General features: G+C 71.4%; 26 protein-coding genes and 1 tRNA gene. 13 read left to right on the top strand and 14 right to left on the bottom strand.

What is annotated here, in order from left to right:
• Positions 1-115: 115 nt before the first annotated feature.
• Positions 116-1270, top strand: coding sequence for an epoxide hydrolase family protein (locus Nocox_RS37370; RefSeq protein ID WP_020545164.1), 1155 nt, complete (start codon positions 116-118; stop codon positions 1268-1270).
• Between the two features lies 1 nt (position 1271).
• Here the strand turns inward: Nocox_RS37370 and Nocox_RS37375 are convergent, their stop codons facing one another.
• Positions 1272-1694 carry a DUF6292 family protein gene (locus Nocox_RS37375; protein ID WP_157383241.1) on the bottom strand — a complete coding sequence of 141 codons (423 nt, stop codon included), beginning with the start codon at positions 1692-1694 and terminating at the stop codon, positions 1272-1274.
• A gap of 139 nt (positions 1695-1833) precedes the next feature.
• Between Nocox_RS37375 and Nocox_RS43835 the strand changes: the two genes are divergently transcribed.
• Positions 1834-1962 (top strand): hypothetical protein, encoded by a 129-nt coding sequence (locus Nocox_RS43835; RefSeq protein ID WP_020545166.1) that lies wholly within the window; start codon positions 1834-1836, stop codon positions 1960-1962.
• A gap of 10 nt (positions 1963-1972) precedes the next feature.
• Positions 1973-2404, top strand: a complete 432-nt coding sequence (locus tag Nocox_RS37380) for a hypothetical protein (RefSeq protein WP_020545167.1) — start codon at positions 1973-1975, stop codon at positions 2402-2404.
• A 25-nt stretch (positions 2405-2429) separates the two neighbouring features.
• Here Nocox_RS37380 and Nocox_RS37385 read toward each other — a convergent pair whose 3' ends face one another.
• A complete protein-coding gene (locus Nocox_RS37385; RefSeq protein WP_026214765.1) occupies positions 2430-3572 on the bottom strand; it encodes a cystathionine gamma-synthase in 1143 nt (380 codons plus the stop codon).
• 277 nt (positions 3573-3849) lie between these two features.
• Here Nocox_RS37385 and Nocox_RS37390 point away from each other — a divergent pair, with 277 nt between their 5' ends.
• Positions 3850-4992 carry a sensor histidine kinase gene (locus tag Nocox_RS37390; RefSeq protein WP_020545170.1) on the top strand — a complete coding sequence of 381 codons (1143 nt, stop codon included), beginning with the start codon at positions 3850-3852 and terminating at the stop codon, positions 4990-4992.
• Positions 4993-5001: 9 nt separating this feature from the next.
• On the opposite strand, the gene Nocox_RS37395 is transcribed toward Nocox_RS37390, so the two are convergent.
• Positions 5002-6384 (bottom strand): helix-turn-helix domain-containing protein, encoded by a 1383-nt coding sequence (locus Nocox_RS37395; protein ID WP_246649921.1) that lies wholly within the window; start codon positions 6382-6384, stop codon positions 5002-5004.
• 201 nt (positions 6385-6585) lie between these two features.
• Here Nocox_RS37395 and Nocox_RS37400 point away from each other — a divergent pair, with 201 nt between their 5' ends.
• From Nocox_RS37400 to Nocox_RS37425, 6 genes are all read left to right on the top strand, one after another.
• Entirely contained in the window at positions 6586-6726 is a 141-nt protein-coding gene (locus Nocox_RS37400) for a lasso RiPP family leader peptide-containing protein (protein WP_020545172.1), read from the top strand.
• Positions 6727-6940: 214 nt separating this feature from the next.
• Complete coding sequence (locus Nocox_RS37405; RefSeq protein ID WP_026214766.1) at positions 6941-8332, top strand: asparagine synthase-related protein; 1392 nt, start codon at positions 6941-6943, stop codon at positions 8330-8332.
• The gene (locus tag Nocox_RS37410) at positions 8230-8676 is read left to right on the top strand and encodes an asparagine synthase-related protein (RefSeq protein ID WP_084685795.1); all 447 of its coding nucleotides are present in this window, start codon (positions 8230-8232) and stop codon (positions 8674-8676) included. Before Nocox_RS37405 ends, Nocox_RS37410 begins: the two co-directional genes overlap by 103 nt.
• Positions 8654-8935 carry a PqqD family protein gene (locus Nocox_RS37415; protein WP_020545174.1) on the top strand — a complete coding sequence of 94 codons (282 nt, stop codon included), beginning with the start codon at positions 8654-8656 and terminating at the stop codon, positions 8933-8935. Before Nocox_RS37410 ends, Nocox_RS37415 begins: the two co-directional genes overlap by 23 nt.
• The gene (locus Nocox_RS37420; protein ID WP_020545175.1) at positions 8932-9348 is read left to right on the top strand and encodes a lasso peptide biosynthesis B2 protein; all 417 of its coding nucleotides are present in this window, start codon (positions 8932-8934) and stop codon (positions 9346-9348) included. The genes Nocox_RS37415 and Nocox_RS37420 overlap by 4 nt, the downstream gene beginning before the upstream one ends.
• Before the next feature lie 23 nt (positions 9349-9371).
• Entirely contained in the window at positions 9372-10427 is a 1056-nt protein-coding gene (locus Nocox_RS37425; protein WP_020545176.1) for a protein-L-isoaspartate O-methyltransferase family protein, read from the top strand.
• A 27-nt stretch (positions 10428-10454) separates the two neighbouring features.
• Here the strand turns inward: Nocox_RS37425 and Nocox_RS37430 are convergent, their stop codons facing one another.
• Positions 10455-11825 carry a cystathionine beta-synthase gene (locus Nocox_RS37430; RefSeq protein ID WP_026214768.1) on the bottom strand — a complete coding sequence of 457 codons (1371 nt, stop codon included), beginning with the start codon at positions 11823-11825 and terminating at the stop codon, positions 10455-10457.
• A gap of 127 nt (positions 11826-11952) precedes the next feature.
• Here Nocox_RS37430 and Nocox_RS37435 point away from each other — a divergent pair, with 127 nt between their 5' ends.
• From Nocox_RS37435 to Nocox_RS37445, 3 genes are all read left to right on the top strand, one after another.
• Entirely contained in the window at positions 11953-12936 is a 984-nt protein-coding gene (locus Nocox_RS37435) for an SGNH/GDSL hydrolase family protein (protein WP_246649671.1), read from the top strand.
• 142 nt (positions 12937-13078) lie between these two features.
• A complete protein-coding gene (locus tag Nocox_RS37440) occupies positions 13079-14428 on the top strand; it encodes an outer membrane protein assembly factor BamB family protein (protein ID WP_020545179.1) in 1350 nt (449 codons plus the stop codon).
• 79 nt (positions 14429-14507) lie between these two features.
• A complete protein-coding gene (locus Nocox_RS37445; RefSeq protein WP_020545180.1) occupies positions 14508-15725 on the top strand; it encodes an acetyl-CoA C-acetyltransferase in 1218 nt (405 codons plus the stop codon).
• A gap of 62 nt (positions 15726-15787) precedes the next feature.
• On the opposite strand, the gene Nocox_RS37450 is transcribed toward Nocox_RS37445, so the two are convergent.
• From Nocox_RS37450 to Nocox_RS37495, 10 genes are all read right to left on the bottom strand, one after another.
• On the bottom strand, positions 15788-16195 hold the full coding sequence (locus Nocox_RS37450) for a PPOX class F420-dependent oxidoreductase (protein WP_020545181.1): 408 nt from the start codon (positions 16193-16195) through the stop codon (positions 15788-15790).
• 64 nt (positions 16196-16259) lie between these two features.
• Entirely contained in the window at positions 16260-16493 is a 234-nt protein-coding gene (locus Nocox_RS37455) for a DUF4287 domain-containing protein (RefSeq protein ID WP_020545182.1), read from the bottom strand.
• Between the two features lie 167 nt (positions 16494-16660).
• The gene (locus Nocox_RS37460) at positions 16661-17452 is read right to left on the bottom strand and encodes a Bax inhibitor-1/YccA family protein (protein ID WP_026214769.1); all 792 of its coding nucleotides are present in this window, start codon (positions 17450-17452) and stop codon (positions 16661-16663) included.
• A 171-nt stretch (positions 17453-17623) separates the two neighbouring features.
• Positions 17624-17696: transfer RNA gene (locus Nocox_RS37465), tRNA-Leu, on the bottom strand.
• A gap of 49 nt (positions 17697-17745) precedes the next feature.
• Positions 17746-17901, bottom strand: coding sequence for a peptide deformylase (locus tag Nocox_RS44285; protein WP_084685783.1), 156 nt, complete (start codon positions 17899-17901; stop codon positions 17746-17748).
• 235 nt (positions 17902-18136) lie between these two features.
• Complete coding sequence (locus Nocox_RS37475; RefSeq protein ID WP_020545184.1) at positions 18137-18649, bottom strand: glycine cleavage system transcriptional repressor; 513 nt, start codon at positions 18647-18649, stop codon at positions 18137-18139.
• Positions 18650-18729: 80 nt separating this feature from the next.
• The gene (locus tag Nocox_RS37480) at positions 18730-20046 is read right to left on the bottom strand and encodes an NAD(P)/FAD-dependent oxidoreductase (RefSeq protein WP_020545185.1); all 1317 of its coding nucleotides are present in this window, start codon (positions 20044-20046) and stop codon (positions 18730-18732) included.
• A 93-nt stretch (positions 20047-20139) separates the two neighbouring features.
• The gene (locus tag Nocox_RS37485) at positions 20140-20934 is read right to left on the bottom strand and encodes a uracil-DNA glycosylase (RefSeq protein ID WP_020545186.1); all 795 of its coding nucleotides are present in this window, start codon (positions 20932-20934) and stop codon (positions 20140-20142) included.
• A gap of 18 nt (positions 20935-20952) precedes the next feature.
• Positions 20953-21864, bottom strand: coding sequence for a hypothetical protein (locus Nocox_RS37490; RefSeq protein ID WP_020545187.1), 912 nt, complete (start codon positions 21862-21864; stop codon positions 20953-20955).
• Positions 21861-22187: a PadR family transcriptional regulator gene (locus tag Nocox_RS37495; protein ID WP_020545188.1), complete on the bottom strand. Its 327-nt coding sequence runs from the start codon at positions 22185-22187 to the stop codon at positions 21861-21863. Before Nocox_RS37495 ends, Nocox_RS37490 begins: the two co-directional genes overlap by 4 nt.
• Position 22188: the final 1 nt, after the last annotated feature.

Genomic DNA, 22188 nt, shown 5'->3' on the forward strand with positions numbered 1-22188 from the left:
GCGCCCAGGCGGCGCGCCACGCCTACGGGACGGGCCTCGTCCGGCCGGGCGAACCGCCGCCCTGAGACCGCGAACGAGGAAGCCTCTCGTCCTCGTTCGGGGAGAGTCTGAAGGCATGAACGATGCGATTCTCCCGTTCCGGGTCGACATTCCGCAGGCCGAGCTCGACGACCTCGCCGCCCGCCTGGCGAGCACCCGGTGGCCCGGCGAGCTGCCCGGCGTCGGCTGGTCGTACGGCGTGGCCCAGGGCCACCTCGAAGAGCTGGTGCGCTACTGGCGCACCGGGTACGACTGGCGCCGCCACGAGGCCCGGCTCAACTCCTTCCCCCAGTTCACGACCACGATCGACGGCCAGAACGTCCACTTCCTGCACGTCCGCTCCCCCGAGCCGGACGCGATCCCGCTGATCATCACGCACGGCTGGCCCAGCACCGTGTACGAGTTCCTCGACCTCATCGGCCCGCTCACCGACCCGCGCGGGCACGGCGCGGACGGCGCGCCCGCCTTCCACGTCGTCATCCCATCGGTGCCCGGGTTCGCGTTCTCCGGCCCGACCGGGGAGACCGGCTGGGGCGTGAACCGGGTCGCGCGGGCGTGGGCGGAGCTGATGCGCCGCCTCGGCTACGAGCGCTACGGGGCGCAGGGCGGCGACTTCGGCAGCATGGTCTCGCCCGAGCTCGGCCGCGTCGCCCCGGACAAGGTCATCGGCGCGCACGTGAACGCGCTGGCCAACGCCTCGACGCCGACCGACCCCGACGACCTGGACCGGCTGTCGGGGGGCGAGCGGGAGCTCGCTCGCGAGCAGGAGGCGTGGTGGTACAAGCACTCCGGCTACGCCACCCAGATGTCGACCCGGCCGCAGACGCTGGCGTACGCGCTCAACGACTCCCCCGCCGGGCAGCTCGCCTGGAACCTGGAGTGGTACGTGGACTGGGACCCGGCGAACACGGTGCAGACCCCGGTGGACCGCGACGTCCTCCTCACGGACGTGACGATCTTCTGGCTGACCCGGACGACGGGCTCGGCGGCCCGCCTCTACTACGAGGGCGGCGACGAGGGGTGGGGCAAGCGCCCGGCCCCGTCAGGGGTGCCGACGGGAGTGGCCAACTTCCCCGGCGACAAGGCGCTGCGGGGTCTGGCCGAGCTGTCGCACGCGATCGTGCACTGGTCCACGCCGCCGCGCGGCGGCCACTTCGCCTCGGTGCAGGCCCCCGACCTGCTGGTCGAGGACATCCGTACGTTCTTCGCGAAGACGAACAGCCGGCGATAGGTCAGGCGTCCACGAGGCGCGTGTAGAAGGCCAGGGCGAGGTCGAAGCCGTCACGGCAGTTGCGGTGGGAGCGGTAGCAGGGGCGCCAGGCCGTGCTGGCGCCCACCCCGGCGCGCGCGTCGGTCAGCGCCTCGGGCACCCGCTCGGGGCGCGGCAACAGACCGTTGCCGAGGTAACGAACGCCCGTCAGCTCGGTGTGGGAGCCACGGCCGCCGGCCACGAAGGCGCCGAGGCGCCAGCCGCTCTCCTCGTCCCACACCAGCGCGCTGCCGTCGGCCAGCTTGACCGTGGCGTCACGCGGGTCGCAGGGACCCTCCCACCAGTCGGCCACCTCGGCGCCGAGCTGGTCGACGACTTGGCGCACGTAGCTGATCGGCTGCTGCAGCCACTCGTCGGTGTACGGCTCGACGTGCCTGATGGCCACGGACGGCACCCCCTTGTGCCCAGACGGTAAGGAAAAAGGAACGGTTACCAACCCTACCCGGACTGAACTTATTCCGTTGCACACCCGTCTAGTCATTCCGGACGATATTCACGTCCCCCACGGGGAAGGAGGCGAGCCCATGATTGCCACGATTCTTCTCATCGTCATGATGGCCGTGGCGGTAGCGGCCATGGAGCTCATCATGCGCTGTTCCGTCGTCGCCGGCAAAGAGAGTGTCGAGTCACACGGCGAGATCGTCGGCGACTAGTCTCTGCGGCATGTCCACCCTGCTTCTCTGGCTCCACGTCGGGTTCGCGATCTTCACCATCGGCCCGGTGACCGCCGCGACGATGGCCGCGCCCCGCCTCATCCGCACCAAGAACGTGCCCGCGCTGCAGAACATCGCGCGCCTGACGCGGATCTACAGCATCGGCTCACTCGGAGTGTTCGTGTTCGGGCTGGTGCTCGGCATCGTGATGGGCGGAGGTGTGCTCGGCAAGTGGTACATGACGGCCTCGATGACGCTGTTCATCGTGGCGGCGGCGCTGCTGGTGCTGATCGACCGTGACCTCCGCGCCGCCGTGCACGCCCTTTCGAGCGAGGACCCCGTCGACGACGCGAAGGTGCAGAACGGACGGATCGCCGCCATCAGCGGAGTGGTGTCCGTGATCTGGCTGGTGATCCTCTTCCTGATGATCGTCCCCACCTGACGGGCCTGACGGGGACGCGCGCCGCTCAGCCGGCGAGCGCCCGCGTGAGGTCGGCGAGCAGGTCGTCGATCGTCTCGATGCCGACCGACAGCCTCACCAGGTCGGCGGGCACCTCCAGCGGCGAGCCCGCCGCCGACGCGTGCGTCATCCGCCCCGGGTGCTCGATCAGCGACTCGACGCCGCCGAGCGACTCCCCCAGCGTGAACAGCTTGGCCCGGTCGCACACCGCCACGGCCTCGGCCTCGCCCCCGGCGACGCGGAACGACACCATGCCGCCGAAGCGCCGCATCTGCTTGGCCGCGACCTCGTGCCCGGGGTGCTCGGGCAGCCCCGGGTAGAGCACCTCGGTCACGCGCGGGTGCGCGAGCAGCAGGTCGACCACGCGCTCGGCGTTGTCGCAGTGGCGGTCCATGCGGACCCCGAGGGTCTTGAGCCCGCGGAGCGTCAGCCAGGCGTCGAACGGCCCGGCCACCCCGCCGATGGCGTTCTGGTGGTAGGCGAGCTCCTCGCCGAGCCCGGCGTCGGCCGCGATCAGCGCGCCGCCGACCACGTCGGAGTGGCCGCCGACGTATTTGGTCGTGGAGTGCACGACGACGTCGGCGCCGAGGGCGAGCGGCTGCTGCAGGTAGGGCGAGGCGAAGGTGTTGTCCACCACCAGCAGCGCCCCGTTGTCGTGGGCGAGCTGCGCGAGCGCCGCGATGTCGGCGACGCCGAGCAGCGGGTTGGTCGGCGTCTCGACCCAGACGACCCGCGTCTTCTGCGTCATGGCGGCGGCCACCGCGTCGAGGTCGTGCAGCGGGACCGGGTCGTAGTGGAGGTCCCAGCGCTGGTGGACCTTCGCGAAGAGCCGGTAGGTGCCGCCGTAGGCGTCGTTGGGGATGACCACGTGGTCCTGCGGCTTGCAGACCGTACGCAGGAAGGTGTCCTCCGCGGCCAGCCCCGACGCGAACGCCAGCCCGCGAGCCCCGCCCTCCACGGCCGCCAGCGCCTCCTCCAGCGCGGTGCGGGTGGGGTTGGCCGAGCGGCTGTACTCGTATCCGGAACGCAGGCCGCCCACGCCGTCCTGCTTGTAGGTGGACGTGGCATATATCGGCGGCACGACCGCGCCGGTCAGCGGGTCGGGCTCCTGACCTGCGTGGATGGCCAGAGTTTCAAAACCGTTGCTCATACGCCAACGGTAACGGACTCCGGGGTCAGGCTGCCTCGTCCGGTTCCCCCTCGAACCGGGAGATCAGCACGGGGTCCGCCAGCGCCAGCAGCAGCGCGACGACCAGCCCGGCCCCCAGCAACGCGAATCCGATGACGGCCATGTCCGTCCCCTTTCGACCTCTCCAGCATCGGCTCCGCCCCCGGACGGCCGCCTCCGCTGAAGGGCTGGTCCGCCCCTGCCGCGCTCGGCCGAACGGTTGATACGGAATGTCCGACTTGAGACCTAGGCTCTGAGCGTGGGTGAGACGAAACGCCTCCTGTACTGGGTGCGGCGGCTGAGCGAGTTCGCGATGCTCGGCTGGCTCGGCCTGATGCTCATGCTCGACCTGGTGATCGCCGCCTCCACCGGGGGCCTGCAGTGGCTGGTGCCGGTGTGCGGCGTGGTGGGCATCGCGGCGGTGGCGCTGCGGCGCGGGCACCGGCCCGACGGCTTCGCCGTCATGCTGGCCGTGTCCTTCTGCACGTCCGTGGCCATCGGGAGCGTGGATCTCGCCGGCGTGCCCGGCATGGCGGAGACCGGGTCGCTGCTCATCCTCGTCATCGGCGTGCTGCGGCACGTCCAGCCGGTACGCCGGGCGGCCGCCCTGGCCTGCGCCGGGCTCATCGTGCTCATGGCCGAGGCCCTGGGCCGCGACTACCACGGGGCGGGGCTCGCGTTCTCGTTCCTGCTGTTCGCCGGCTGGTCGATGGCCGCGGGGGTGGGCGGCTACCTGCGTTTCCAGCAGGAGCGGCGGACGGAGGCCGTCCACTCGGTACGCAGGGCCGAACGCCTGGAGCTGGCCAGGGAGCTCCACGACCTGGTCGCCCACCACGTCACCGGGATCGTGGTCCAGGCGCAGGCCGCCCGTACGGTGGCCGAGGCCAGCCCGGAGGCGGTGCTGCCCGCGCTGGACGCGATCGCCGAGGCCGGGACGGAGGCGCTGACCTCGATGCGGCGCATGGTGACCGTGCTGCGCGCCGAGGAGGAGGCGGGCCGGCGGCCCGGCACGACCCTGGCCGACCTGCGGATGCTGACCGACCGCTTCTCGGCCGACGGGCCGAAGGTCGCCTTCGAGATCGGCCCCGGCCTGGACGACCGCACGCTGCAGCCCGAGGTCATGACGACCCTGCACCGGGTGCTCCAGGAGGCGCTGACCAACGTGCGCAAGCACGCCACGCGGACCTCCTGGGTGGAGGCGGACCTGCGCCGCCACGAAAGGTCGGCGGTGCTGCGGGTGCGCAACTTCGGCTCGGCCCCGGACCCGCGGGTGTCCCGCCTGGGCGGCGGCTTCGGCCTGGTCGGGATGGCCGAACGGGTGGAGGCCCTCGGCGGCAGGCTCCACGCGGGCCCCTCCAGGGAGGGCGCCTGGGAGGTCGTCGCCGAGTTCCCCCTGGCATGACCCGACGCGCTAGACGGCCCGCGTACGCGCCGCCAGCTCATGCAGCAGGGGCGGGACACGTCCGGGCTGGTGCCGCATGGCCGAGATGAGCGCGATGACCGATGGCCGGCGCACCTCCTCCGGACCGGCGCGTTCGGCCGCGAGCAGCGCGTGAACAGCGCGGCCACGATCACCGAAGGCATGCCAGGCGCGGGCGGTGTCGATGCAGTAGCGCGCGTACCGTTCGGACGACGGCAGCCGCCGAGGGTCCACCTTCTGCGCCACCGTCAGGGACATGGCCGGGTCGCCCAAGGCGTTGTGGATGCTTATCCGGTAGGCCGCTACCGTGGCCGGCATAGAGGCTCCGGGCATCGCAGGCGTCACGACGAGCCGCCGGGCCGCGAGTTCGGCCTCACCGATGAAGTCCTCGGCGTCGTGCTGTTCACCGCCCTGGGCGCTGGCGTAAGCGGCGGTGCACAACAGGTCGATGTAGCGGGCGAGCACGGTCGGGTTCGTCCGGTCTGTGCCGGCACCCAGGCGGGCTGCGGTGTCGGCCAGCAGGGAAGTGGCGCTGGCGTGGCGGCCCTGCCGTCGCATCGCGATAGCCACCTGACGCGCTGCCCCCGCTACGGCGGACAGGTTTCCTGAGGCACGGGCGGCCCGCAGGGCGCGGTCGGCGGCGACACACGCCACGGCGTCGGTGTGGACCTTGGTGGCGAGCATGGCCGTCAGGACGTAGGCGTCGGCGAGCAGCACGTGAGCCTGATCCCGCATAAGGCCGCCGACTTCGGCGACGGTGGTCTCGGCGGCTTGGACGAGGGGCGGCAACGTGATCGACAGTGCGCCGTAGCTGGTGGCGGCGAACGCCTCGCGGGCTTTTCCGAGCTCGGCGGTTAGAGCGGCCAGGCTGGCCGGCGCGGCCGTACCGGCATCGGTCAAAAGACGTTCCAGGCGGTCGGAGATGGTGTCGCTGACCGTGTTGGAGGCAGTGGCACTCAACAGCGCGGGTCCGGCCACGCCGAGGAAGTGGCGGCGCTTCACGTTTCGTTCCTCCCCTGCCGCTGAAGGCACCACCCTAAGCTCTGGTCCTACGACAGCGCTCGTGAACGCGCGGACGGTGCGTCCCTGCAGCGGGTGACCGGAGAGTTGTTCCTCGGCCAGACCCAGCCACCGGCAGGGGATGTCCAGGGACTGAGCCAGGCGGCGCAACGTGGCGATGTCGTTCAAAGGCTGCCGTCCGGTCTCCAGGCGAGAGATGGTCGCGGCCGAGTAGCCGGTCGCGGACCCGAGCTGCTCCTGCGTGAGGCCCGCCTGCCGGCGGGCCAGTCGGACGACGAGGGGATAATCCGCGGCCCTCACCGCGGCGAGCAGCGCGGCGGGGATACGGGCGGGGCTGTGCGGCGTGTCCAGCATCGAGGTCACCGGCCCTGAACTGAGGACCCTCAGCGTAGCCCAGAGACACCTGGCCGCCCTAGGTGATCGCGATATGACGATGCGTAACTTGCGAGGTATGCAAACGATCTTGCGAGGTGCGCGCACATCCTCGCCGCACTCCCGGGAATCGGCTGTCGTAGCAGGTGACGGGCCGCACCGGTCCGGCCGAAAGGAGATCCCATGTACGACGAGACCACCTCCCACCCCGACCACGCTCAGCCCTACGCCACGCCCACCCTGGTCGACCTCGGCAGCGTCCGCGCCATCACCCTGGGCAGCGCCCGCCACGACACCGCCGACAAGAAGAAGTACTACAACTGACCGCCTTGGCCTGCTGCCGGCCGCACTGTGCAGCCAGTAGCAGGCCGGGTTTGAGGAGGAACAGATCATGCGCTGGTACGCCGGATGGTTCTCTCATTCACACGCCGGTCAGGACGCCGCTGCACCATCTCGCCCACGTGGAAGCCGCGTCTTGTCAAACCGGCCACCGTTGTGGGCAACAGGAGAATGGGGCCGGGAGCTACGCACCCTGACCATGGAGCACTGGCAGATCGCAGTTTTCGGCGCCTGCCTGGCCGACGACGCCGAACTCACCGGCACGCTGAGGCGCGCGGCGCGCACCGGCGACTGGGCTCAGTTGGCCGCCCTGCCCGGCAGCTTCGTGACCGTACGGACCGGCGCCGACGGCGTCCTGGTCGTCCCGGACCTCGCCGGAGCATGGCCACTGTTCTTCACTCCCTGGGCGGGCGGCATCGCCTACTGCTCCTCGCCGCTGCCACTGGGCGACCTCATCGGAGCCGACCCCGACCCGCGCTGGCTGGCAGCACGCCTGATAGGCGCCGACCTCACGCACGCCACCGGCGACCGGTCGCCGTTCGCCACGATCAACCGGTCACGGCCCGGCCACATGGTGCTGCTCAGGGGCCAGAAACCGTGCCACCGACCTCTGGACGTGCGCCTTGGCGGACTGCCCTTCGCCGAAGGCGCCGAACAACTCCGGCACGCGCTGCTGACCGCGGTCAGCAGGCGCGCGCACCAGGCCGAGCGCCTGTCCAGCGACCTGTCAGGAGGGCTCGACTCTTCCAGCCTCGCTCTGCTGGCCGCGCGCTACCGGACCTCGCCTCTGCCCGCAATCACCTACGTGGACCCCGTCGGTGGCGGCGAGGACGACTTGACCCATGCCCTGCTGTGCGTGCGGGCGGAACCCGCCTTGAAGCACATCGTCATCAGACCCGGTCCGGACGCGCTCCCGCTCACCGCACTGGACCGGGCGCCGCTCCTGGACGAGCCCGCCCAGGACGTACTGCTGTGGGCCCGCGATGAGGCCGTGCTCGCACCCGCGGCCGGTGGGCTGCACATGACCGGCGACGGCGGCGACTGCGTTCTTGCCGGTTCCCTTGCCTACCTGGCCGACCTGGCCCGGCCGCCGACCGCGGGGCGCTTCCTGACAGAAGCGGCGGCATGGGCGCGGCTGCGTCACCGCCCCGCCTACGCCGTCATCAGGGCCGCGCTGCGTATGGCCCGCACCAGCTACCCTCAGGCGCTGGCCGGCGTCGCCGAGCAACTGCGCGGCGGAGACCTGCCGACACGGCGAGGCGTGGAGGACACGCTGCGCTGGTGCGGTCTCAGCCCCGCTGCAGCCTGGGCGACCCGGGAGGCCCGCGTGGATCTCGCCGCCGGCATCGAGTCGCTGATCGCCGACGGTCTTGGCCATCAGCCTGAGCATCTGTTCCCTGAGGCCGGAGCCGATGCCGAAGCACTCCGGCTGGTGCGCGCGGCAGGCGCGGACTCCAGGCCGTACAAGCAGGTTGGCGAGGTTTCGGGGTGGACGTACACACTCCGTACCTCGACAACCAGGTCATCGCCGCCTGCTCCGCCGTTTCCGTCACCGAACGGACCACCGCCCAGACCCCTAAACCACTGCTGAGGGCCGCGCTGGCGGGGCTGGTGCCGGCACAACTGTTGTCCCGCCGGACCAAGGCGTCCTTCACCGCCTGCCTGTATTCCGGTCTTCGCCATGCCGCGCCGGACGTGCGTGACCTGCTGGAGGAACCCCGGTTAGCCGCGCTCGGCCTGATCGAAGCCGCGCCCGCCCGCCATGCGGTCGGCCGTCTGCTGGACGGCGCCGACGGCCCGATGGCCGCGGTGTGCGACGTGCTCGCCGCGGAGCTCTGGCTACGCCAGCTCGCCCAGCCGCGCCCCCGCCTGTGGGGCCCCGCCTCCTCGCTCGAACGTCAGGAGCCTGAACATGCCCGTCCTGCACGCCCGTGAAGGCATCCGCCGCACCCCCGCCGACGATCAGGGAGCGGTCCTGATGGACGCCCATCGGGACCGCTTCTACGGTCTCAATCCCGCCGCCGCCGTAATCTGGCATGCCGTGGCCGACGGCACCGAGGTCACCGCAGCCGCGGCCATCGCGGCCAGGGCCCTGCTCGCGGCCTTCTCCATCGACCCTGCCACCGCCCAGCGAGACGCCGAATCCCACCTCGCCGTGCTCACCGGGCACGGGCTGCTGCAGGAGCGGCCATGACCAGCCATATGGCCCTTCCCCCGCTTGAGCATCGGCTCACTCTCGCCCACCGGCTCTCGGCGGTGATCGCGCACCTGCTCGCCGCCGCCCTGATCCGGCTCCCGTTCCGTCTCCTGTCCCGGGTGCTCGGCATGGTCGGCCGGTGGTGCCGGCACGCCGCCACTCCGACACAAGCACGGATCGCCGCCGAGGCGGCCCGCTGGGCAGGACACTGGATGCCAGGGCGGGCCGCCTGCCTGGAGAACGCCGTGGCCGCCATGCTGACCGCGGCGGTCCGGGGCCGGCGCGTGCACGTGTGCATCGGGGCGCGCACGCAGCCCTACGCCGCGCACGCCTGGATCGAGACCACCTCCGGAGCCTCAGGCGAGCCGTACCACCCCGACCGGCCCTATCACCTGTTGCTCCGCATATGACTTGCCAACGAGGGGGAACCGCCGTGGCCACCGCGACGACCATCAGCCCAGCCGTCCAGAACGCGCTCGACCAGATCTCCGAAACCCACTACACGATGGAGGACGACGGCTCCCTGCTGCCGCAGACCTCCGACCGCGGCATCATCGCCACCATGCTGGACCTGCTCCAGGTGGAGCCCGGCCAGCGCGTCCTGGAGATCGGCACGGGGTCCGGCTACTCCACCGCGCTGCTGTCCCGCCTGGTCGGCGAGACCGGCAGCGTCATCTCCGTCGACATCGACCCGGCCCTCACCGGCCGCGCCGGGCGTCGGCTGCGCGCTGACGGCCGCACCAACGTCACCCTGCACGCCACCGACGGCACGACCACCGGCGGCGGGCAGGTCGACCGCGTCATCGCCTGGACCAGCCCGGAACGCATCCCCGGAGCGTGGACGCGCCACGCTGCGCCCGGGGCGATCGTGGTCACGCCGGTCCAGGTGACGGACCTGGCCAAGACTGTCCTCGTGGTACGGTGCCGCCGCGGCGCGCAGGACCCAACGCTCACCACCGACCGGCTGCTGCGGGCCGGGTTCGTCGAGGCCACCCCGTACGTCCTGGACCAGTGGCTCGTGCCGCCCCGCGACGTCGACGCCCTGGTCCACGACGAAGACGGACGGCCGCGGTGGCTGTCGGCGACCTGGCTGCGCAACGGGGGCGGCGACACCGGGCGGCGGCTGCTCCGGCAGCTCCGGACAGACGGCCGCCAGGCCGGCGGCCCACTGGACAGGGGGGAGGACCCGGCCGGCTTCTACGCCTTCCTGTTGGCCACCAGGCCCGACGCCCTGACCACGGCCGCGCTCGGCGACCCGCTGTGGCGCATCGGCGCCTCCACCCCCACCGGGATCGCTCTCATCACGCCCTCCGACGCCGAACGGCAGACCGCCGCCGGAGACGACAGCGCCATCGACCTCCTCGCCGCCTGGGCCGCCCAGTGGCGGACCCAGGGCAGCCCAGGTCTCGACCGGCTGTCCGCCGTGCTGCACCATGTCGGCGACGGCTGGACGGTCCGTCTCACGCCGGCCACCGGCGCGCACGCCTAGCCGGCGCCGGGCCGTCAGGGAGCGGGATCAGTGGTTGGCCAGGAAGGCGAGCAGGTCCTGCCGGGTGATCAGCCCGGACGGCTTGCCGTCCTCCAGCACGACCGCCGCGTCCGCCTTCTCCAGCGCTTCCACCGCACGCGCCACAGGTTCACCACTGCCGATCGTGGGTAGCGGCGCGGACATGTGGTCGGCGATCGGGTCGTCGGAGGAGAGCCTGCCGTGGTAGAGGGCTTCGAGGAGGTCGCGCTCGACGATGGAGCCGACGACCTCGGCCGCCATGACCGGCGGCTCCTCCTTCATGACCGGGAGCTGGGACACGCTGTACTCGCGCATGATCGAGATGGCCGTGCCGACCGTCTCGTGCGGGTGGGCGTGCACGAACTCCGGCAGGCCCGGCCCCTTGCGCGCCAGCACGTCGCCGACCAGGCCCTCGTCGGAGCTGGTCGTGAGGAAGCCGTAGTCGGCCATCCAGTCGTCGTTGAAGATCTTCGACAGGTAGCCGCGGCCGCCGTCGGGCAGCAGCACGACGACCGTGTCGCCCTCCTTGGCCCGCGCCGCCACCTGGAGCGCCGCGACGACGGCCATGCCGCACGACCCGCCGACCAGCAGCCCTTCCTCCCGGGCGAGGCGGCGGGTCATGGTGAAGGAGTCCTTGTCGGAGACCGCGATGATCTCGTCGCAGATCGTGGTGTCGTACGTGGCCGGCCAGATGTCCTCGCCGACGCCCTCCACGAGGTAGGGGCGCCCGCTGCCGCCGGAGTAGACCGAGCCCTCGGGGTCGGCCCCGACGACGCGCACCCGGCCGCCGGATATCTCCTTGAGGTAGCGGCCCGTGCCGCTGATCGTGCCGCCGGTGCCGATGCCGGCGACGAAGTGGGTGATGCCGCCCTCGGTGTCGGCCCAGATCTCGGGGCCCGTGGAGTGGAAGTGGGACTCCCGGTTCTCGGGGTTGGAGTACTGGTCGGGCTTCCAGGCGTTGGGCACCTCGCGGGCCAGCCGGTCGGAGACCGAGTAGTAGGAGTCGGGGTGGTCGGGCGGGACGGCGGTCGGGCAGACCACGACCTCGGCCCCGTACGCCCGCAGCACCGCGATCTTGTCCTGGGCGACCTTGTCCGGCACCACGAACAGGCACCGGTAACCCCTCTGCTGGGCCACGATGGCGAGCCCCACCCCGGTGTTGCCGGAGGTCGGCTCGACGATGACCCCGCCGGGGCGCAGGGCGCCCGACTTCTCGGCGGCCTCGATCATGCGGACCGCGATGCGGTCCTTCACGGATCCGCCCGGGTTGAAGTACTCGACTTTGGCGAGCACCTGGGCCGGCAGGCCCGCGCTCACCTTGTGCAGGCGGACGAGCGGGGTGTTCCCTATGAGGTCGACCAGGGAATCGTAAACGCGCACCGAGGTGTTCACCTTCTTTGCCAAAGCTTGATCAGCTATCGAAAGGCCGAGATCCGGTCGGGATGGCAGGCCCTCGGCTAGTTTCCTAGCAAACGCTACCGCCGAGTTCGACCAGGGAGGGACGTACGTGGTCTGGGCAGCTGGGATGGCGCGCGCCGCACGTAGGATCGCCACCGCGGCGGCGCTCGGAGGGGGCGGGCTGACGGCCTTGGGTGCGACGGCGTACGGGCTGCTGGTCGCCGAGGGACTGCTGGCGCGCAAGGCCATCGGCCGCCCGCACGGCATGGACGGGCCCCCTTCCGACGGCACGTACGGCATGTTCCCCGGCGAGGCGATCAAGCTGGCGATGCTGGGCGACTCCACGTCGGTGGGCCTCGGCATGACGGATCCGGCCCAGACGCCCGGCGTGCTGCTCGCCAACGGCCTGGCCGCGGTGTCCGAGCGCCCGGTGCGGCTGCTCGTGGCGGGCCGCTCGGGCGCGTCGTCGGCGGAGCTGGGCGAGCAGGTGGACCGGGCGCTCGCCATGGAGCCGCACCTGGCGGTGATCTTCGTGGGGGCCAACGACATCATCACCCAGACGCCTCCGGCGGTCGCCGTGCGCCACCTGACCAAGTCGGTGCGCCGGCTGCGCGAGGCGGGCGTCGAGGTGATCGTGGGCACCTGCCCCGACCTGGGCACGGTACGGCCCATCGCGCAGCCGCTGCGCTGGGTGACCCGGCGGTGGAGCCGGCAGCTCGCGGCGGCCCAGACGGTGGCGGTGGTGGACGCGGGCGGCCGTACGGTGGCCTTCGCCGACACGCTCGGCCCCGAGTTCGCTACAAATCCGACAGAGATGTTCGGACCGGATCGTTTCCATCCATCTGCCCGAGGTTACGCGCAGGCCGCTTACGTGGTGCTACCGTCGGTGTGCGCTGCGTTGGGGTTGTGGCCTGAGCCGCGCCCCGCGCGCCGCGAAGAACTGCAACCGATCTACCTCGCGGCGGCCACGGCCGCGGAGGAGCCCGGCACCGAGGTCACCGCGACCCGGGTCGACGGGCGGGCGACGGGGCTGCACGGCAAGTGGGCCGCGTTGTTCCGCCGGAGGCTCGGCGAGCAGCTCAACGACGCCTGACCCCCCGGTTCAGGCCCGTCGAGCGGCTCGGCCCGCGGCCGGTCCGCCCCCGTTCCGGCGTGGCGTGTCCTCGACCGCGCCCCGCACCGGTGACCTTCCGCGCCCGAGCCGTCACTCCTCGTCCCCTTGGAGGGTATCGCCCGTGCTCCGGCCCCTCTGGAAGCCGTCCGTCGCCCTGTTGGCAGGAACTTTCGCCGTCGCCGGGTGCGCCGGCAGCGACGCGGCCACCACCCCCGCCTTCCCCACCTGGCACAACACGCAGGTCAACGTCGTCAGCCGGCTGGCCGAGGCGGCCGGGGTGGTGACCACGACCTCGATGAAGCCCGACGGCTCCCTGGAGACGGTGGCCGTCCGGCTGCGCGACGGCCGGCGGCTGTGGGGCTATCCGGCCACGATGGCCGGCCGCCTGCCCGGCATGGGCGTCTCGGCTCCCGCGATCGTCGAGACCGGCGGCGGCGAGGGCGTGGTGGTGGCGCTCGACCCGGCGCGCAAGGGCCGGTGGAACGCCACTCTGGTGGCCCGCGACGCGCACTCCGGCGTGCAGAAGTGGACCCGGCCGGTGCACTCCTCGTTCGGGCCGCAGCGCTGCGGGCCCTACGTCTGCCTGTCGGAGCACACCGCGCTGGCCACGGCCCGCACGGTGGTGCTCGACCCGGCCAGCGGCAAGCCACTGTGGAAGCTGCCGGGCATCTCGGAGGTCGAGTGGTCCGACCGGACGCGGGTGCTGCTGCTGCGGCTGTCGGACGACCCGATGGTGGAGTCGTACGAGCTCAAGACCGGCAAGCTGCAGTGGCAGCAGCCGATCGAGCAGGCGCTCGGGCCGGGCGTCGACCTGTCGGGCGGCTGGGCGTTCGGCGCGGCGGGCGACGACCTGGTCGGCTACGTCGCCCCCTACACCGACCCAGAGACCAGGCGGCTGTCCACGTTCGGCCTGTTCTCGCTGCGGAGGGCCGACGGCACGATCAACTGGATCCGCCCGTCGGTCGTGCGCGTCTACCCGAGCGGCAACCCCGGCTACGCCCCCGTCGTGCGGCCGGTGGACCGCCAGGGCGCCTACGGCGGCTTCGCCCGGCTCGACCCGACGTCGGGGCGGGTGATGGGGCAGGTCGGCGCCGCCGACGTGCCCGGCTCCGGCTGGTGGCTGGCCTTCCCCGACCGCATGGACAAACTGGGCTTCCTCACCCACGGCGCCAAGGGCTCGGTCTATGACCTGGCCTCGGGCCGGTCGGCTCCGGTGGAGGAGGAGCGGAGCTGGTCCTTCTGCGTCACCGACCCCAAGCCGCTGCCGTTGAAGGGCCAGCCGCCCGGCTTCTACGCGACGGCGGCCGTCTGCGAGTACGACCTCGCCACCGGCAGGCGGGTCACCCCGGCGGGCCCGCCCCCGGCGTGGTTCACCGGCAGCATGGCGGGCTGGCGGCTGTGGCGCGACGAGAAGGGGGCCCTGCACGCGGTGAACGACAACACCGAGAGCGCGCCGGGCATGTACGGGTAAGTCCTTCTCCGGGGGCGGCGAGGCTTGCGCGAAGAACTGGAATATAGTTCTACTATTAGCCGCCGACAGAGGAGGGGCCATGCCCGAGGCAGTCATCGTCGCAACCGCGCGTTCGCCCATCGGACGAGCCTTCAAGGGGTCGCTCAAGGACATCAGGCCCGACGACCTGACCGTGCAGATGATCCAGGCGGCCCTGGCCAAGGTGCCCCAGCTCGATCCGCACACCATCGACGACATCATGCTGGGCTGCGGCCTGCCCGGCGGCGAGCAGGGCTTCAACCTGGCCCGGGTGGTGGCGGTGCTGCTCGGGCTCGACGACGTGCCGGGCACCACCGTGACCCGCTACTGCTCCTCGTCGCTCCAGACCACCCGCATGGCCTTCCACGCCATCAAGGCGGGCGAGGGCGACGTGTTCGTCTCCGCGGGCGTGGAGACCGTCTCGCGCTTCGTCAAGGGCAACTCCGACTCGCTGCCCGACACGCACAACCCGCTCTTCCTGGACGCGCTGGCCCGCACCAAGTCCTACACCGAGGGCGGCAAGACCTGGCACGACCCGCGCGAGGACGGCGACGTGCCCGACGTCTACATCGCGATGGGCCAGACCGCCGAGAACGTCGCCCAGCTCCGCGGGGTCAGCCGCCAGGAGCAGGACGAGTTCGGCGTGCGCTCCCAGAACCTCGCCGAGAAGGCGCTGGCCGACGGTTTCTGGGCCAAGGACATCACGCCCGTCACGCTGCCCGACGGCACCGTGGTGAGCCAGGACGACGGGCCCCGGCCTGGCACCACGTACGAGAAGGTCGCCGGCCTCCAGCCGGTCTTCCGCCCGGACGGCACGGTCACGGCGGGCAACTGCTGCCCGCTCAACGACGGCGCCGCCGCCGTGGTGATCATGAGTGACGTCAAGGCGGCCGAGCTGGGCATCACGCCGCTGGCCCGCATCATCTCCACCGGCGTCTCGGGGCTGTCGCCGGAGATCATGGGCCTCGGCCCGGTGGACGCCTCGCGGCAGGCGCTGGCGCGGGCCGGGATGGCCATCGAGGACGTCGACCTGGTCGAGATCAACGAGGCGTTCGCCGCGCAGGTCATCCCGTCCTACCAGGAGCTGGGCATCGACCTCGACCGGCTCAACGTCAACGGCGGGGCCATCGCGGTCGGTCACCCGTTCGGCATGACCGGCGCCCGCATCACCTCCACGCTCATCAACGGCCTCCAGCACCGCGACAAGACCATCGGCCTGGAGACGATGTGCGTGGGCGGCGGCCAGGGCATGGCCATGCTCCTGGAGCGCCTGAGCTGACGCGCGGACCCCGGCGCCCGGCCCCGGCGGGCCGGGCGCCGGGCCGCGGCGGCCGGGGCCGGTCAGCCCGACCGGTCGGGGCCGGCGTGGACCGGCGTGATGCGCAGCAGGACGCGCCGCTCGCGGACCATGGCGGCGCGGTAGTCCTCCCAGTCGGGATGCTCGCCCGAGATGTCGCGGTAGTAGTCGACCAGCGGCTCCATGGCCTCGGGCAGGGAGATGACCTCGGCGGTGCCGTCGACCTGGATCCACTGGCCGTAGAAGGCGCTCGTGAAGGCGCACAGCGACACGTTGGGGTCGTGCCGCACGTTGCGGGTCTTGAACGCCGTCTCGCGCGTGCTGACGACGATGTACGGCCCCTGCACGCCGACCGTCACCGGCGACATCTGCGGGCGCCCATCGCGATGCCGGGTGAGCAGGACGGCGTTGTGATTGCCGCGGAGGAAGGCCACTGCCTTGTCGAGGTCCATGACCTCATGGTGACGCATGACGACGCGCCCGCGCTTGCGGCACGGGCGCGGGTCGGTGGCGGGCCTAGATGAAGCCCATCCGGTTACGGCGGTGCCGCTCGTGCTCGTGGACGATCGCGGCGGCGTAGCCGTGGGTCAGCCCGTGCTCGTCGGCGAGCCAGTTGGCCCGCTCGGCACACCTGAGGAAGGCCGGGCCGTTGTCGATGGCTTGGAACCACTCGGGGAGTTCGCGTCCCGTTATCGTGGGGACCCTTGCGATCAGCTTCGTCTGCGTCTCCGGTGAGTGGTTCAAGGACATGGGCACCTCCGCGGATTAAGGTCCTTTGCTTGACACTGCAACACCATCCTGCGAAAGGCAAGCCCCCTGGCTGCCTGGAATCCGTGACGGCACGTAGATTTTCGGTCGCACAAAGAGAGGGCCCCGCGTGAACGCGGAGCCCTCGGAGGTGACGCGGATGTCTACGCTCAGTCACCGTCGCTGAAATAGCTGACGAAGCGCAGAACCTCCAGGTAGATCCAGACGAGGCTCAGCGTCAGGCCGAACGCGCACTGCCAGGCGAACTTCTCCGGCGCGCCCTGGCGGACGCCCTGCTCGACCGAGTCGAAGTCGAGCAGCAGGAAGAAGCAGCCGATCAGGATCATGACGATGCTGAACGCCCAGCCGATGGGGCTGTCGGTGCGCAGCCCGAGGCCGACGCCGTTGAAGATGCCGACCAGCAGGTTGACCAGCACGAGGCCCAGGGCCGCCATGGCGGCCGCGATCGTGAACTTCACCAGCTTGGGCGTCACCCGCACGACCCGCAGCGCGTAGACGGTCAGCACGGCGCCGAAGGCGAAGGCCGTGCCGAGCACCGCCTGCAGCACGATGCCGCTGATGGCGCCCTCGAAAAGCTGGCTGATCTTGCCCAGGAAGATGCCCTCGAAGAAGGCGTAGCCCAGGATGAGCGCCGGGTTGGTGCTCTGCGTGAACGAGGCGATCAGGCCAAGGACCAGCGCCACGACCGCGCCGACGATCGCGAACACGGGCGGCACGTTGAGCACCCAGGCCGCCGCCGCGGCGAGGATCAGCGTGCCCAGGGTCAGGAACCCGCGCACCACCACGTCGTCGAGGGTCATGGTGCGGAACGCGGGCCGGCTCGGGGGTGCGTACGACGGGGAGTCGTACATGTTCTGCAGCATGTCAGGAGACGGGGCCGGCCCTGACCATGCTCCCGCCTGGCGGCGGGTCCTGCTGAAAACGGGGTTCTTGCTCTCCATCGATGCCTCCTGTGTCGCCGAGCCTACGGGGCCTGGCGGCACCTTGGTCAACTCGCGCTCAGATCGGGGTTCGTGGGGGACTTCGGCAGCGTTGACAACGAACGTGGCCCGCCCGGAGTTCCCAAGGTCATCCCACGTGCCGAAAAACGTATTTCCAATGGTAGAAGCAGGTGCCCCCGGCGGGATTCGAACCCGCACGTCAACCCTTTTAAGGGGTTTGCCTCTGCCATTGGGCTACGGGGGCGCCGCAATCATACGAAACGGACCATGCTTCCGAGGAGCACAACTTCGCATCAAGCGTCACAACTGTGAAGTTCGATGTGAAGTGATAGCGCTCCTGGCACTCTGTCCAAGAAGAGTAGACCGTCCAGATGGTCCAGTTGGTGGCGAATGCAGCAAGCTTCGAAGGCATCGGCTTCGATGGTGGCGGCCTCCCCGGTGCCTGGCAAATGCGCATGTGGATGATTCGCGTGGCGCGCAGGACGTCCGCCGTGAGGCCGGCGATCGAGGCGCGCCCCTCACGCCCATGATCTCAACGCGCGGCCCCGACGAGGCGCGGATCGGCCAGAACGCCTTCTCCGGCGTACGAACGGCTCCGGGGGTCGATCCTGGTGCCGGAGGCGACGGGACGGCGGCTGAGGCCGATCTGAGGGGCCGCGAGCCCTGACGCAGCCGTCAGGCCGGTCACGACAGGTCCGGTTTGACCGGGCGGAAGGTGATCTCGGCGTCGAGCCCGGCCCCGACGGCCGCGAGCCTGCGCATGAGGGCCGCCACGTCCACCTCCTTCGGCAGTTCGACGTCGGCGATGAGCACGTAGAGGCGCCCGGTGAGCCGCGTGCTCATGCCGGTGATGTTGCCGCCGTCGGCGGCGAGCACGGCGCTGACGGCCGAGACGATCCCGGTCCGGTCCGGCCCGTGGACGGTGAGGACGTAGCCGAGCCCGTCGCCTTCCTCGCAGAAGTGCCGGCGGGCCTCGATGGCGGAGGCGGTCACCACCAGGTCGGAGGTCCGCAGCCGCTTGAGCAGCTCGTCGCCGTCGAGGTCGCCGGAGACCAGGAGCATCATGGCCACGTGCCCGCCGAGCAGCGTCATGGTGGAGTCCTGGATGTTCGCTCCGCAGTCGGCGAGCGAACCCGTGACGGCGGCGATCACGCCGGGCCTGTCCACGCCGAGCACGGTCACCGCCGAGAGCCCCACTGGTGCCACCCCTTCCGCTTGCGCCAGGGGTGCCGGAACGCCCCGGCCATGCGGGCCGGGGCGTCTGCCGTTCTCCCGGGCTAGCGGCGCATCGTCGCGACGGCTGCCCTGAAGCCCTCGCGCGGGTGCTCCATCTCACCGAGGGAGATCGTCTCGCGCTTGAAGAACAGGGCCAGGGTCCAATCGACGACGACGCGGACCTTGCGGTTCAGCGTCGGCACCCGCGACAGATGGTAGGTGCGGTGCATGAACCACGCAGGGAATCCGCGAAGCTTGACGCCATAGACGTTGGCGACGCCCTGATGCAGGCCGAGACCGGCGACCGATCCGACATACTTGTGACGGTATTCAACCAGTTCGTGCCCGCGTAGGTGGCGGACGATGTTGTCGGCCAGCACCTTGGCCTGGCGCACCGCGTGCTGGGCGTTCGGCGCGCAGTACTGCCCGGGGTTGGTGACGTCCGGCACGCCCGCCGCGTCGCCGGCCGCGAAGGCGCCCGGGCTGGCGTGGACGGTCAGCAGCGAGGTGGTCTTGATCCGGCCGCGCTCGTCGAGCGGCAGGTCACTGTCGTTGACGACCGGGCTGGGCTTGACGCCCGCCGTCCACACGAGGGTCTCGGCGTCGAACTCGGCGCCGTCGGAGAGCACCACGTGCCCGCCCTCGCAGGACATCAGGCGGGTCTCCAGCCGGACGTCGATGCCGCGCTCGCGAAGCTGCTCCAGCGTCCATCTGCCCATCTCGGGGCCCACCTCGGGCAGCACCCGGTCGGTCGCCTCGACGAGCACCCAGCGGATGTCCGAGGGCTTGATGTTGCGGTAGTAGCGCACGGAGTCCTTGGCCATGTCCTCCAGCTCGGCCAGCGCCTCCACGCCCGCGAAGCCCGCGCCGACCACCACGAACGTCAGCGCCCTGTGCCGCACCTCGGGGTCCTCGGTCGACTCGGCCACGTCCAGCAGGTGCAGCACCCGGTTGCGCAGCGCGATGGCCTCGCCGACGGTCTTGAAGCCGATGCCGATGTCGGTCAGGCCGGGGATGGGCAGCGTGCGGGAGATGGAGCCGGCGGCCATGACGAGCACGTCGTAGGCGATCTGGCGCGGCTCGCCCTCGGCCGGCTGGAAGGTCACCACGCGGTCGCCGTGCTTGACGGTGGTGACGATGCCGTTGAGGATGCGCACCTTCGGCAGGACCCTCCGCAGCGGCGCCACCAGGTGCCGGGGCGAGAGGTTGCCGGCCGCCGCCTCCGGGAGGAACGGCTGGTACGTCATGTAGGACTGGGGATCGATGATCGTGATGCGCACGTCGCCGCCGCGCAGCTCGCGAGCGAGCTTGCGCTGCAGCCGGAGCGCTGTGTAGAGGCCGACGTAGCCGCCGCCGACGATGAGAATGTGCTTGTCCATCTTGAGGCCCCATCCCTCGTGATGCTTGTGAAAGCATTCACAAGGCTACGTCAAGGGCTTCAGAAGAAGCCAATCCCGGCGTGGTGGGACGTATCACACTGCCATCGACCTGGCCTTCTCGAAGATCGAGTCCAGCATCTGGGCGGTGACCCGGCCGGTGAAGGTGTTCTGCTGGCTCGGGTGGTAGCAGCCGAGCAGGGTGACCGGCGCGCCACCGTGCCGGACCTCCACCTCCGCGCCGTGCCCGAACGGCGGACGGCTGCGCGGCAGCTCGTAGCCCGCCTCCCTGAGCGCCGGCCACATGGCCTGCCAGGCGTAGCCGCCGAGCGCCACCACCACCCGCACGTACGGCGCCACCAGCGCCAGCTCCCGCGCCATCCACGGGAAGCAGGCGGCCTTCTCCTCCGGCGTGGGCTTGTTCGCGGGGGGCGCGCAGCGGACCGAGGCCACCACGCGCGTGTCGATGAGCCGCTGGCCGTCGCCCGCGTACGTGCTGGTCTCCCGCTCCGCCAGCCCGGCGCGGTACAGCGAGGCGAACAGCCAGTCGCCGCTGCGGTCGCCGGTGAAGATCCGGCCGGTGCGGTTGCCGCCGTGCGCGGCCGGGGCCAGGCCGACCAGCAGGACGCGCGGCCGCTCCGCTCCCCATCCGGGAACGGGACGGCCCCAGTACGTCTCGCCGGCGAACGCGCGCCGCTTCACCGTGGCCACCTCCTCCCGCCACTCCACCAGGCGGGGGCAGGCCCGGCACACCGACTGCCTTGCGGTGAGCTCCGCGAGGTCGTCGCTGCCCGCGGCGAGGCGGCGTACGTCGGCGGGGTCGTGGGCGACGGGGGTGTCAGCGGTGGCCGGATCGCCCGGCCAGCCGGTGCCCGGTGGTACGAAGCTCATGACACCGATGGTGCCCGATCACTTGGCGCGCTCCGCACCCGGCGTGACGGCCGGGCTCACTGTCGGGCTCACTGTCGGGTTCGCGGTGGGGCAGGCGGCGGGGGTCTCCGAGGGCGTGGGCTCCGCCTCGAAGCTCTCCTTCTTGAGCGGCAGCGGATAGCGGTTGAGCACCGGCTCGCCGCACGAGCGGTCGACGGTGTAGCCCTGGCTCGCCGGGTCGGTGATGACGGGGTTGCCGTCCTGGTCGTAGAGGTAGACGTCGGTGAGCGGGGTGCCGTCCTTGGCGTACGGCCGGATGTTGGCCAGGCCGGAGGACTGCGAGTCCACGAGGACCACGCTCCTGCTGATGGGGGCGTCGTGGGCGACGGGCGCCGGCTCGTGGTCGAGCGGCTTGACCGCGACCAGTCCCGCGAACAGCGCGAGCGCGGCGAGCGCGTTGACCCCGCCGGCGAGCAGGACGGCCGGCCGGCCCCCGCGCCGCCGGCCGAGCCACACCGACGCCCACACCAGCGCCGCCACCACCGCCCAGTCGGCCGGGTTCTCGGGCACGGCGCGCCGGTAGCCGTAGAGCGACACCAGCAGCATCGCCAGCAGGTAGCCGCGCAGCACCCACCAGCCGGGCCGCAGCTCCGGCAGGAAGTCCGCGACGGTCCGGTACGGCCCGTGGCGCAGCAGGGCCGCGTGCGCCCGCGCCGCCCAGGCACGCGGCCGGAACCCGCGGGTCCGCCGGCTCTGCGCGCGGCCCCCGTAGGCGGCCATCAGCTCCTCGGCGTAGCGGGCGGGCGGACCCAGCCGGTCCTCCAGCGGCAGGCCGGGCGACTCGGCCGCGATCTCGGCCAGATGGTCGTCCAGGTCCTCCAGCAGTTCCTCGCGGTCGGGGTGGTCGCCCACGGCCTCGCGTACGGCCCGGGCGTACTGGGCGGGAGTCATTCTCGTCCCTCCTTCAGCAGGGATGCCATGGTGGCCACGAACGAGTGCCAGGTCCTGGACTGGGCGGCGTACATGTCTCTGCCGGCCTCGTTGAGCCCGTAGTACTTGCGGTGCGGCCCCTCGTCGGAGGCCATCACGTAGGAGGTCAGGGCGCCGGCCTTGTAGAGGCGGCGCAGGGTGCCGTACACGGAGGCGTCGCCGACCTCCACGAGGCCCGCCTCCCTGAGCCTGCGCACGACGTCGTAGCCGTAGCCGTCGCGCTCGTCGAGCACCGCCAGGACGGCCAGGTCGAGCACACCCTTGAGGAGCTGGCTGCTGTCCACG

The organism is Nonomuraea coxensis DSM 45129 (genome assembly GCF_019397265.1).
Taxonomy (GTDB): Bacteria; Actinomycetota; Actinomycetes; order Streptosporangiales; family Streptosporangiaceae; genus Nonomuraea; species Nonomuraea coxensis.